The sequence below is a fragment of the Marinomonas piezotolerans genome, from assembly GCF_003362755.1.
Taxonomy (GTDB): Bacteria; Pseudomonadota; Gammaproteobacteria; order Pseudomonadales; family Marinomonadaceae; genus Marinomonas; species Marinomonas piezotolerans.
This window is the reverse complement of sequence record NZ_QKRA01000002.1, coordinates 460,751-472,990: the sequence shown is the minus strand read 5'-3', so window position 1 is coordinate 472,990 and position 12,240 is coordinate 460,751. Positions and strand designations below refer to the sequence as shown.

14 protein-coding genes and 1 riboswitch are annotated in these 12,240 nt (G+C 47.6%); of the genes, 3 read left to right on the top strand and 11 right to left on the bottom strand.

Annotation, left to right across the window (positions count from 1 at the left end):
• Positions 1 to 110 precede the first annotated feature (110 nt).
• Positions 111 to 256: riboswitch (FMN riboswitch) on the bottom strand.
• A 91-nt stretch (positions 257 to 347) separates the two neighbouring features.
• The 10 genes from DN730_RS06215 to DN730_RS06170 all read right to left on the bottom strand — a co-directional run bounded on the left by DN730_RS06215 (position 348) and on the right by DN730_RS06170 (position 9,219).
• Positions 348 to 1,862, bottom strand: a complete 1,515-nt coding sequence (locus DN730_RS06215; protein ID WP_115467235.1) for an FMN-binding glutamate synthase family protein — start codon at positions 1,860 to 1,862, stop codon at positions 348 to 350.
• A 164-nt stretch (positions 1,863 to 2,026) separates the two neighbouring features.
• On the bottom strand, positions 2,027 to 3,085 hold the full coding sequence (locus DN730_RS06210) for a class I SAM-dependent methyltransferase (protein ID WP_115467234.1): 1,059 nt from the start codon (positions 3,083 to 3,085) through the stop codon (positions 2,027 to 2,029).
• Entirely contained in the window at positions 3,075 to 3,674 is a 600-nt protein-coding gene (locus tag DN730_RS06205; protein ID WP_115467233.1) for a gamma-glutamylcyclotransferase family protein, read from the bottom strand. Before DN730_RS06205 ends, DN730_RS06210 begins: the two co-directional genes overlap by 11 nt.
• 112 nt (positions 3,675 to 3,786) lie before the next feature.
• On the bottom strand, positions 3,787 to 4,326 hold the full coding sequence (locus DN730_RS06200; RefSeq protein WP_115467232.1) for a DUF2867 domain-containing protein: 540 nt from the start codon (positions 4,324 to 4,326) through the stop codon (positions 3,787 to 3,789).
• Between the two features lie 78 nt (positions 4,327 to 4,404).
• Entirely contained in the window at positions 4,405 to 4,944 is a 540-nt protein-coding gene (locus DN730_RS06195) for a copper chaperone PCu(A)C (protein ID WP_115467231.1), read from the bottom strand.
• Between the two features lie 56 nt (positions 4,945 to 5,000).
• Positions 5,001 to 5,399 (bottom strand): hypothetical protein, encoded by a 399-nt coding sequence (locus DN730_RS06190; protein ID WP_115467230.1) that lies wholly within the window; start codon positions 5,397 to 5,399, stop codon positions 5,001 to 5,003.
• Positions 5,400 to 5,502: 103 nt separating this feature from the next.
• Entirely contained in the window at positions 5,503 to 7,038 is a 1,536-nt protein-coding gene (locus DN730_RS06185; RefSeq protein WP_211313835.1) for a DHA2 family efflux MFS transporter permease subunit, read from the bottom strand.
• A gap of 9 nt (positions 7,039 to 7,047) precedes the next feature.
• Positions 7,048 to 8,112, bottom strand: coding sequence for an HlyD family secretion protein (locus tag DN730_RS06180; protein WP_115467229.1), 1,065 nt, complete (start codon positions 8,110 to 8,112; stop codon positions 7,048 to 7,050).
• A gap of 37 nt (positions 8,113 to 8,149) precedes the next feature.
• Entirely contained in the window at positions 8,150 to 8,572 is a 423-nt protein-coding gene (locus tag DN730_RS06175) for a MarR family winged helix-turn-helix transcriptional regulator (RefSeq protein WP_115467228.1), read from the bottom strand.
• A 227-nt stretch (positions 8,573 to 8,799) separates the two neighbouring features.
• A complete protein-coding gene (locus DN730_RS06170) occupies positions 8,800 to 9,219 on the bottom strand; it encodes a GNAT family acetyltransferase (protein ID WP_115467227.1) in 420 nt (139 codons plus the stop codon).
• 332 nt (positions 9,220 to 9,551) lie between these two features.
• Between DN730_RS06170 and DN730_RS06165 the strand changes: the two genes are divergently transcribed.
• Both DN730_RS06165 and DN730_RS06160 read left to right on the top strand, forming a co-directional pair.
• Positions 9,552 to 10,040 (top strand): hypothetical protein, encoded by a 489-nt coding sequence (locus tag DN730_RS06165; RefSeq protein WP_115467226.1) that lies wholly within the window; start codon positions 9,552 to 9,554, stop codon positions 10,038 to 10,040.
• Positions 10,041 to 10,045: 5 nt separating this feature from the next.
• Positions 10,046 to 10,561, top strand: coding sequence for a DNA-deoxyinosine glycosylase (locus tag DN730_RS06160; RefSeq protein WP_115467225.1), 516 nt, complete (start codon positions 10,046 to 10,048; stop codon positions 10,559 to 10,561).
• Positions 10,562 to 10,570: 9 nt separating this feature from the next.
• Here DN730_RS06160 and DN730_RS06155 read toward each other — a convergent pair whose 3' ends face one another.
• Positions 10,571 to 11,461: a LysR family transcriptional regulator ArgP gene (locus DN730_RS06155; RefSeq protein ID WP_115467224.1), complete on the bottom strand. Its 891-nt coding sequence runs from the start codon at positions 11,459 to 11,461 to the stop codon at positions 10,571 to 10,573.
• A 109-nt stretch (positions 11,462 to 11,570) separates the two neighbouring features.
• On the opposite strand from DN730_RS06155, the gene DN730_RS06150 reads away from it, so the two are divergent.
• Positions 11,571 to 12,182 carry a LysE/ArgO family amino acid transporter gene (locus tag DN730_RS06150; protein WP_115467223.1) on the top strand — a complete coding sequence of 204 codons (612 nt, stop codon included), beginning with the start codon at positions 11,571 to 11,573 and terminating at the stop codon, positions 12,180 to 12,182.
• Positions 12,183 to 12,240: the final 58 nt, after the last annotated feature.

The window sequence follows — 12,240 nt, the reverse complement described above, 5'->3', positions numbered from 1 at the left end:
GATTAAGCTGCCAAGAAACAAAGCGCCGTTAGCAAAAGATGCTAAAGCGCCACTGTCCCACCACAGTGATAAGACGCACATGGCGCTCCGTCACATTCGTGAGAGACTTGGTCGATCTTCTTTCATCCGGACTATACCGTCGGCTCAGGAGTCACACCTGATCTGCTGACCCTTCTCAAAAAAGAAGGCGCTCGCGGGCTGTTTGCTATGCAAAATCACCGCCGGTGGGGAATTTCACCCCGCCCCGAAGTTCGATTAATAAATTTGAGTCTGAACTTTACCGCTAGCCCCGATTGGAAGCAATATCCATTTATCGCGACGAATCTAATCGGCACTTGATGAGTGCATTACTTTTCTAAGCTCGCCCCTTCCTTTGGCAACGGATTCAAGTCCGCATAATTGCTGGAACGGCTCTGATCTTCAATTAAACGCACGTGTTTACGAGCTAACTGTCTCGCTTCGCTGACGCCGCAGGAATGAGCAATCAAACTAATGCTGTACGCCATTTCATTCGCATAATTCGCCACTCGCACGGATTTTTCTTGCGGCACGAGTCCTTTCTGCAACGACTTATTGTGGGTCGTGATACCTGTTGGGCAGGTATTTTTGTTGCAACGCAACGCTTGAATACAGCCTAACGAAAACAAAAATCCACGTGCACTGACAACAAAATCCGCCCCCATTGCAAAGGCCCAAGCGGCTTTACCCGGCGTAATAAGCTTGCCTGTCGCTATGATTTTGATACGTTTTCTTAGACCATAGGAAGTCACTTTATTTACCACAGCAGGTAAGCTTTCACGTACTGTCATACCTACGAAGTCCATCAACGATTGAGGAGCGGCTCCCGTTCCGCCATCGGCACTGTCCAGCGTAATGAAATCAGGCGCATAATCCAAACCACGCTCGTGAACACGTTGAAACAGTTCATCAAAGAATGCGAGATCGCCAACTACCATTTTGATCCCTGTCGGTTTACCACTCACATCACGCACCGTATGAATCATATCCAGTAAATCATCCGTGGTTTCAATATCCACATGGCGGTTAGGGCTGATCGAGTCTTCACCTTCTTTAATAGCGCGCACTGCCGCTATCTCCGCCGTCACTTTTGCGCCGGGCAGCATTCCGCCTTTGCCAGGCTTCGCACCTTGGCTCAGTTTGATTTCAACCATTTTGACTTGATCATGACCCGTAACGCTCTTTAGTCGCTCAAGATCTAAATGCCCCTTATCGTCTTGAACGCCATATTTTGCGGTTCCAATCTGAAACACGATGTCGCAACCGCCTTCGAGGTGATAGGGAGATAAACCGCCTTCCCCCGTGTTCATCCAAATTCCGGATGCTTTCGCGCCTCGCGATAGCGCTTGCACAGCAGGCTTGGACAGTGCGCCAAAACTCATCCCAGAAATATTGACTAGCGAATTAGTACGATATGGCTTACGCGCCGTAAATTCTCCAACGCACACTTCCTTAGGTGGTTGTGCCTCTTCCGAGAGTTTGGGGAAAACACTGTTAACAAAGAAGATATCGCCAGGGATCTCGAGGGAGCGGGTCGAACCAAATGCGACCGTGGTGTCTTCATGCTTAGCAGCACGATATGCCCAAGAGCGCTCAGCTCGGTTAAAAGGACGCTCATCACGATCTAATGCAAAAAAATACTGTCGGAAAAATTCACCCAAATGTTCCAGCACATAACGCATACGCCCTACGACAGGATAGTTTCGGCGAATAGTATGTTTAGTCTGCTTAACATCGATCCAATAGAGCACCGCCAAATAGAGAATGCCGATCAATAACAGCAGCACCACAATCAACGCGCTCCAGTGAATAACTAACTGGGAGATGGTCAATAAAACATCCATGCACAATACCTTTAATGAGTACTAATAAATACTAAGATACAGTGCGATAGAAATTGAGCAATGGAGAGTGTCAGTATTCGATTAATTTACTCAGGTTATTTGCAATCTGAGGCCAAAACGAACCAAAAGCGCAAGACGCATTGCAACGCCTTGCGCTCAAACAGTTAGCTACGTTTTTGCCGAGCATGATATACAGCAAAGCCGTTTTTACGAACCAGTTGCGAATGCTTACTCAACGCAGCATCCATATAAGGCCCATAGCGCAAAAAGTCATTTGCGACCACAAACAGTTCACCATTTAAAGTGAGGTGCTGTTTCACACCGATAAAGAAACGTTCGGCGATGCTGTAGTCGGTATTCATTCCGGTATGAAATGGCGGATTGGTCACAACGTAGTTAAAGCGCCCCTTTACGTCCTTCAGTCCATTAGAGGCGATCAATGTCAGCGCATCGCTTGCATCATTGGCGGCAAACGTCAGTTCTGTCGCTTTCAGAGCTAATGCTGAATCATCCAATGCACTGATGTTCGCTCCTGTCTGTTGATGCAGCCACAAACTGATGATTCCATCACCACAACCAAAATCAAGCAAGCGTGCATTTTTCACATCCGCCATGAAACGGTGCTCAGCCAACTGCTCTAGCAGGATCGCCGTTCCTCGATCTAGTTTGCCGTGACCAAACACTCCTGGAATGCTGCATAGCGTCAGGCGTTGCCCCGCGATGTCTTGTTCCCACGTCGTGACCCACTTGGCAAAGTCAAACGGCGCACATTCAGCTTGCTTACGACCGCTGAACAGCAAACAATGTTTAGCGCTGTCGTGTTTTCCTACTTCATCGAGGTAGGTCTCCAACCGTTTCATGGACGACTTAACGCCACTTTTATTGTCCCCAACTAGCCACACCTGACCGCCTGTTTTAAGGTGTGGCAGGGTAGCTGCCAACAAGTAGTCTAACAGCTCTTTGGCTTTGGGCTGATAAATAACGATGTCGTCAAATTCGGACGCTACCGAGTTATCCCACTGTGCGCCAAAATGCAGTTGTGTGTCAGGCATTCCAACACGGCACAACTCTTCGTATACCGCACGTGACTGACACCAACCAAACACCTCTGCCTGAGATAATAAGGTTTGAGGGTAGCTGTCTTCTGGGTTGGCAAACAGTACTTTGCCAGTAAATGCTTCTTGATTGCGCTCCAGCAATAAGCTGGGAGGGTTATGGCTCATAAGTAATCGCTAACTCTTTTATAGATAAGGTCGTTACCGGCGCCAATAATCGATTGAGTCGCTCGGTAGACAAGTGAGGTTGTGCACGCGGATATAAAGGCTCTGTCCGGTCGTTCTTAAGTGGTGCTCGCCAGCCTTTGGTCAACGCCAAAAAGTCCGTTGCAAATGAATCACCGTGCTCTAAGCACCCAGACAAGATAACATCAACATAACTCAACGCGATCGGGCATTCATCATGTGGCTCTACCACATCATCAGTGTGATACACCCAAAAAGTGCCTTCTGGAAGCGACTCATCTAAGTAAGGGGTCAATTGCGCGGACTGAATTTCAGAACGCTGATAGCCCTTTTCTCGCTCATCGAATAGCGGAAACTGATCTTCAGGGACTTCTATCAGCACACCATTGCAGGCTTTGTCGTCAGCTTTAACGATCGCCACCGAGCTCATACCGTAAGCGGGTGACATGATCGCCCAGTGGCGCTCAAATCCGTGTAGTTTCACCGGCCATACTTGGCCTGTTTCACCTGTCTTTGCTCGACTTTCTGAACTAATGAGGCTGCCATAGCCGAGAATGTAGTGACGTTCCATACGCTTCTCCTCTGACGCTGCGTGAGCCACGCGTTGAAATTTGGCTGGAATAATAGCTTGCTCAATACGGGTAGACCAGAGAATAAATACAAACGTTCCGTGCGCGATAGATTTAATCAGGAAGTATCAAAAAACGATTCGATTGAAATAGAGACTTTATTTGCCGTGTCGAGCGCCACAGAATCAATTTATGAACTGGGTATACGATAATCATATACACCTTACCAAACCAGTTATGCGCATGCACCACCGTGGTAATCGATACCTGCGATGTGCTGTCTTGATTGGATGGAATAATTTGCATCGAGACACGGACATTAAGGTGACGATCACAGTCTTCCAGCACCACCTCATTAGGTTCGTTGCTGACTACCGAGAAAATCCCCACGCGATCACCGACTAAATAGTCATTAGGATGTTTGATACGTAACACCTCATGGAAAACACCGATGTCTTTTAATCCGACCATCCGACACAACACATTGCGCACGCGCATAAAAGCATTCGCCCAACTAGGCAAACGTCGCAAACTTTCTATGTACAGGGACATTGCGGTGACATTTCGCTTAGTCGGTACAGTAATTGTCCAACGGTCAGAGAAAAAAGCATTAGGGAGGTAACGCGCTATATACGATCCTTCGGGTAGGTCCATCACACACTCCTTCTCGTGATTTTCTTTAGTATGGACCAGATCAGTATACCTTGCCAATCTGGTCCAGCCTACTTCACATTAATGATCGTGATGCTTATCCCCATGCATCTCCATCTCATTATGCTTCATCTCGCCGTGATTCATATGGCCCATTGATGCGCTGTCCTTAGCATAAGCGGCCATGTCTTCAGGTGACTTAACCGGAGCCGTCATCGAAATACGCTCACCGTTTTTCATCACCAAGGTAAAATCGACCTCGTCGCCTGCTTTTAGCGGCTTCTTAAGTCCCATTAACATAATGTGATAGCCACCAGGCTTTAGTACCGCATGCCCATTTGCAGGTACAGGAATTTCATCCACCTGATGCATGCTCATGGTGTTCCCTTTCATCTCACTAATATGGATCTCAGCCATCTTGGCTGCATCACTTTCTACTGCCACCAGCGCTCGTGGCGTTTCACTATTGTTATGCAGCATGACATAAGCCCCTGTTGCGGACGCAGTCGGTGGCATCGCGCGCACCGCTGGATTAACCAATTCAAGAGATGACGCTAGCACAACAGAAGACGACACTGCAGCGGCAGCCATTGCAATACGTGTCAAAAGACGAACAGACATACCAAACCCTCATCAAGGTTCATTAAATAATTTTGAATAACTAAAATATTGCTAAATCATGAAGCCGTATAAGGGGGGGCACGAGACAGATAATGAGGCACGAAAGTCGCAATAACGCGCTCATTATAAGGGATTGTCCAGCGGACTGGCGCAAAATTCGATTCTGGCAGGGCCATGTCTGCCATGACAAAAGGAGCATGATCGACGTTCACACCACATTTACAACTGGCGTGTAATTGACCGATATGATCTTTAACTTTGTTATCTGAATAGTCGGATAGGGGAACTTTGACAAACTGCACACCGTTCAACAATGTACAAACGCGCAGTACAACAAAGTTATCTTTAACAACAGGTTGCGTCGGAACAACCAGCGGCCCCATAAGGGACAGCACCCAAGCGAATAACACCCAGTGTCCGTATCGACGCAAATGTGATGCCAGTGTCCCCGACATGATCACCCCTGATTAAAAAGCGACGCCATTGTAGGTGAAAAAAACAGCAAAACCTAGTATTCACCGCACTAATGGCGCGCTGGATCAAATGATTCGATGAGCGTTAAGCCATCTTCGTTGACGTTGGCTTCGCCGTTCCGCCCAGTAATAATACCAGTGGTAGCGCAGCAATCGTGACCCACATCATCATGCGAAAATCTTGTAGATAAGCCATCGTTGCAGCTTGCCCAGTCACCATCGAATTCAGTGCCACTAAGCCCGCGGTACTCTGCGTCGAATAGACACTGGCTTGTTCCGCTAGCGATAAACCTAAGTTAAAAGGATTGATCGACTCCGAAAAAATCGCGTGATTCACCTGCGTCTGCTGGATGAGATAAGTCGATACGATGGATATGCCGATACTACTGCCAATATTTCGCAGCAGACTGAACAGTGATGAGGCTTCCGTGCGTAACGAAGGATCCAACGTCGCAAACGCTACGGTCGACAGAGGAACAAACGTCAAACCAAGCCCTGCGCCTTGAACCATACCTGTGCGAATGATGTCAGCCGATGTGGAGTCAAGCGTAAAGTGCGTCATTTCCCACATCGAAAAAGCAACCAGTGATAAACCAACGAAGATAAAGATTCGCGGATCCACTTTGCCAGATAGACGCCCAACAACAAGCATCATCGCCATCGTGCCAAACCCTCTTGGCGCCAAAACGGTACCCACATCAACCACAGGATACCCCATTAGATTCTGCATAAAAGGTGGCAATAGCGCCATGGTGGCAAGCAAAATCACACCCACAACAAAGATAAAGACGAGCCCTACTGCAAAGTTACGATCACGGAACAGACGCGTATCGATAAAGGGTGAATGATGGGTATTGATGTGCACGATAAACATGTACAACCCAAGCACCGCTAAGCCACACTCAATAACCACTTCAAGGCTATTAAACCAGTCTAGTGTTTCCCCTCGATCCAGCATCATTTGCAATGCGCCAATGCCGATGGCTAACAAAAAGAATCCGAAAAAATCGAATTTTCGCTCTGCTTGCAGGGTTGTCTCTTTAACAAACCCTGTGATACCTAGCCACGCCAAAATACCAAATGGCACATTGATATAAAACACCCAGCGCCAGCTGTAATATTCGGTCAGCAAACCACCCAAGAACGGCCCTAAAATAGGTCCGACCATCACGCCAACGCCCCACATCGCCATCGCCGCGCCATGTTTTTCACGGGGGTAACTATCTAGCAAAATGGCCTGAGACAAAGGCACCAAGCTGGCACCAAACACGCCTTGTAATAAACGGAAGAGAATAATCTGATTAAGCGATTGCGCCATACCACATAAAACAGACGCCACGGTAAAACCAACCACCGACCAGAGAAACAAGCGCTTTCGGCCAAATTTACCCGCAATGAATCCGGTCAGCGGCATACAAATCGCGGCGGCCACAATATAAGAGGTAAGCACCCATGAAATTTGATCTTGGGTGGCTCCCATCGCCCCTTGCATATTCGGCAATGCAACATTAGCGATAGTGGTATCAAGCGCTTGCATGATGGTCGCCAGCATCACTGACACTGTGACCATGATACGATTAAAGTTCGCGCCGTTCTCCGACCGTGCTTGTGTTAAGGTCATACGAACTCCCTACAGCTTTACGCCGAGGATACTGCGCTGGAACTCTGTATCGACGCGGATTTCAGTACTTAACCCGCTGCGCAGCATCGGACCATTTTCTATCTGTTGAATCTGTATCCGTACGGGAACACGCTGCGCCACTTTTACCCAGTTACCTGATGCATTTTGCGCGGGAATGACTGAAAACTCAGATCCTGTCGCAGGACTGATGCTCGCAATCTTGCCTTGCCAAGTAATACCTGGATACGCATCCACCTCGATCTCCACATGTTGCCCAGGATGCATGTGTGTGAGGTCTTTTTCGGTAAAGTTTGCATCGATCCAAGGCGCTGTATTCGCTATTAGCACCATCGCACTTCCCCCCTTAGTAATGTATTCACCGGCAGTGGGTACGTGGGTCACAACACCATTAGCAGGCGCTGTTATGTGCACATGCTTAAGATCAATGCGAGCTTGCTCTAACGCTGCTTCAGCAGCCTTATAGCTGGGGTGATCTTCGATCGGACGATTCACATCGCCACCGAGTGCTTCACGGAGCCGACGCAGGTCTTGGCGCAGCGTATTGATTTTTAGTTGGCTCGTTTGTGTGGTTTGACTGGACGCATCAAATTGGGAATCAGAAATATAATGCTGTTTTAATAGGTCAGCTTGACGTTCCTCATCACGCTGATTGTAAGCCAATGTATTTTCTGCCAATTTTATCTCGGCTTGCTTCTCTTCGTAGGCGGCTTTTTGAGACAACAAATCAATCCGAACTTGCTCGCGCTGCGCTTCGGCTTTGGCAACAGCGACCTGAAACGGCACCGGATCAACGGAAAATAGAAGATCCCCTTTATGCACCACTTGGTTTTCTGCAACCGATAATGTATCGATCATGCCTGACACTTCGGCTGTTATCGTTGTTTTATGGTTTTTTATAAACGCGTTGTCTGTTGATACATAACGACCGCCACTCAAATAGACATACGCTGATATCAACACCGCAACAATGGGTACTCCAAAAAGTAAAATGTTACGTTTGGCGCGCTGCGTAACGCGTTTTGGCTCATCCTCTACAGATGTTTGCTCACTCATGTTTCTCGTCCTCTCACTTCAGCCTATCGACGGCGCGTTATTCTTTATCTAATAAATTCGTGTGCATGATTTTTAACAGGCGGGTTAATTGCTCTATTTCTTCAAGCGACATTCCTTCTACGGCTTTTTGGTTGACGTTTTCTACAAACAGGTCAATCTCATCCAGACGGGAACGTGCCCCCTCCGCCAAATACAAACAGTGTGCGCGCCGATCTTTTGGATCAGGTCGACGCTCTACTAGGCCGTCTTCGCTCAATTGATCAATCAGTCGCGCCGTCGTGATTGGCTGAATTTCCAATATTTCAGCCAGCGCTACTTGACGCAAACCTTCATTGCGCGACACATACACCAACGCTCGCGCCTGCATTGGTGTCACAGACATGTCTTGTTTCAGGTACTGGCGACGCATCATGCGCTTCACGTCGGTTATCAGGAACCCTATTTCTCTAATTGCACTCATGATGAAACAACCTTTTTGATATATTAAGATTATTATATACATAGCTTACTATATTCAATGTACCCAAAAAGACCTTCACGTTTATTCCTAAAACAGGACCAAACAGTGCTGTTTCCTTGCTAGATGAATGAATTAACTATGAAGACATTAGTGGCCGGCATAACGAAAAAGGCGACCTAAATTAGGTCGCCTTTTCAAAAGGATTGAAGCATCAGTTCAATAGACGATTACTCGTCTTCAAGCAATTTCCCCATACTGATGCGCTGCTCAACTTTGAACCCCAAAGACTCGTAAAATGCCACCACTTCAGGGTTATTCACTTCACGCACCTGTAAGTTCACTTTGATGCAGCCGAGTGATTTAAGCGTTTCAAACGACGCGTTAATTAAGTTGGTACCCACGCCTTTACGACGATGATCAGGATGCACCGCTACAGCATACAACCAACCTCTATGTCCATCGTAACCCAGCATACACGCACCAATGAGCACGCCTTCTTCCCACGCTACAAGTATCAAGTCATCCACATCGAGCTTAGTCGGTAACATGGCCCGCGGGGCATTGTGCGAAGGGTCATCAGGGAACACCATCTCCCAAAGTTCAACCAGTGGCACTAAGTCAATTGGCTGTACTCGTCTTATTGTCATATTGTCGTCTCCTTTGAGCACACCTTGTTACCCCTAATATATACAAAAAGCGACCTCAATGCCCATCATGCCCCAAAATAGTTACTATCAGCCTCAATTGATTAGCAGGATTATCCATTAAGCGTCATCAACTCTCATTGATCCCCCCAAAACTGTGTACGGTTTTCGTCATCCAGTAAACGATGCTTGCCATAATCAGTCCAATAACTCGCCTACTTCGTATCTTTAAAAAACAAGGATTTTGCTATAACTGCCGAACTCATATCTGCCTTTGCGGTCTGTTAATCGGTAGAATACGCATCCAGACATTCAGCTAGACAGATTTAACGCCTATGAAAATTTTCAACAAAGCAGAATTGATCTTTTACGCCTGCGCTTTTGTCTCTATTTTTGGCATTGCAGCGATTGTAAAAGCCGTTCATTCTGAGGATCCGTTACCAGACGATCTTGGCCCTTGTGATCTTGATACTGGCCTTTGCACTCTAGTCGAATCCAAAGCGCGCTTTAGCGAGGCGACAATACAATTTGCTGATGGAATTCGGCTCAATCGCCGCATCGATACCGTACTCACACTGCCTAAAGCGGTCCAAAATGCTCAGTCTGTAAACCTAGTGCTCGAAGGGCGAGAAATGTACTTGGGCGTTTATGAATATCCGCTGCGTAAGACGGAAGACAATACATGGCGTAACCAAGTAGTGGTTCCACTGTGTACCGATGAGCGCATGCAGTGGACATTAAAAGTCGAAATGGTTGACGCAATGGGTCGTCAGCAAGAATGGGCATATCTATTTAATATTGAGAATCCAAACGAAGCGATTTAAAAGTCATGCTGCTAAAACAAAGCTTTGCACCAGTCGTCAATGCTGACACTCATACCTTGGTACTCGGATCCATGCCTGGCCAGGCGTCACTGGATGAGCAGCAATATTATGCGCACCCACAAAACCTGTTTTGGAAAATCCCTGCAGCACAGCTCGGTCAAACCGCACCTGATGACTATGCGGCACGTTTAACGATGTTGGAGCTGTTTGGCGTCGGTTTATGGGATGTTTTGCAATACTGTGAGCGCCAAGGCAGCCTCGATTCAAAGATCGTAACGTCCAGTGAACAAGCCAACGATATCATCGGCTTATTGTCTGACTATTCCAATATTACTAAGCTCTGCTTCAATGGGCAGAAAGCCTATCAAGCGTTCAAACGCCATTTGCTCAAACCCAATCCAAGCTTCTTTGAACGCTACACGCTAACCGTTTTACCTTCCACCAGCCCTGCTAATGCCTCAATACCTAAACAAGATAAATTCTCGGTTTGGCAACAACACGTCTGGTCGACCATACGATAACCCTTATCTCTAACCTTCGAACATACGCTTAGCGTGCGTTGTGAAGGCCCGCGTTAAATTGCTCAGCGTCGACGATCGTACTGAGGTGTGCTGCCAATATAAGGGCACATCTATCGTGACCGTCTCATCCAACATCATAATACGCTGCTGAGACAACTCCTTTTGAATCATACATTCTGGGACCATACACCACCCCAAACTAAGCGCTGCCGCTTCGACAAACCCTTTAGACGTTGGCAAATAGTGCGTCGGGGGTGAGAGTGATTGCTCACTAAACTGCGCCATAAAGCGACTTTGTAAGGTATCTTTGCGGTTGAACACCAACATTGGTGCCTGCTGAAAGGTCTCTGAGTTCAACCCATTAGCGAAATAGCGTGCTTGAAACGTTGGCGACGCAATAGCGTGATAGCGCATGGTGCCAAGCTGATGAATATCACAACCTTGTATTGCCTTCGCCTCTGACGTGACAGCCCCCACCGCCGAGCCATCTCGCAGTAAACTCAACGAATGATCTTGATCATCAACGATCACTTCAAATAAATAGCCGAACTCTTGATTCAACTGCGCGAGTGCCGGTAACACCCACGTTTCAAGGGAGTCATCGTTCACAGCAATTTTAAGACGCTGTGCTGCAACAGGTTGATCTAGTTGAAAGTCAACAAACGCTTCGGCTTCTAGCGCCAGCATGGGTTGCACTTTACGCAATAGAACCTGCCCCGCCTCCGTTGGTCGGCAAGGGGGCTGACGCACGATCAACACTTGCCCAAGGCGATCTTCTAACGCTTTTATCCGTTGAGAAATTGCGGAAGGTGTCACCGCTAAACGCTGAGCGGCACCATCAAAACTGGTTTCTTCAATCACTGCCGCGAAGGCGGCTAACTGGGGGTGAAGTAAGCTCATATTTTCTTTTTCATTAGTTTTTCTTAACTATATCAACAATTATTAATTTTACTAATCCGATTTATCGCATCAAGATTGACATCTCTAATCACGTTGCAGGACCTATTTCATGTTACTAACAGCCTTAATAGCCGGATTTACGGCAGGTGCGGGGTTAATCATTGCCATCGGTTCGCAAAATGCGTTTGTCTTACGTCAAGGGCTGCTGCGCAATCACGTCGGCGCGATCGTTGCGATCACCTCATTAAGCGATATCCTCCTTATCAGTGCAGGCGTGGCTGGCATCGGGTTCATCGTCACGGAATGGCCGAGCGCCATCTATTTACTTCAGCTCGGTGGAGCAGCCTTTTTGGCGGTTTATGGGCTTCAAGCCGCTTATCGAGCATGGTCAGGCTCTGGGGCCCTCCAAGCCAGCCAGTCCGGTGCTGGCGCTTCGCTCAAAGCCGCTGTTCTGACTTGCTTGGCGTTCACTTTCTTAAACCCCCATGTCTACCTCGACACCATGGTGCTACTGGGCAGCTTATCTACGCATTATCCTGGTGCTGGACAATTCGTATTTGCCATCGGCGCCTGTTTCGCCAGCATCGCTTGGTTTGTTGCGTTAGGCTATGGCGCTCGATTGCTTCGTCCTGTGTTTAATAACCCCAATGCTTGGCGCGTGTTAGATGCCATCATTGCGGTCTTTATGCTGACGTTAAGTGCACTGATGCTCATCAACTAGCGCTCCTAGCTGGCCTATGGGTAAGCAAGCACCAACATGAAAAAAGCGGCTCTTGTAT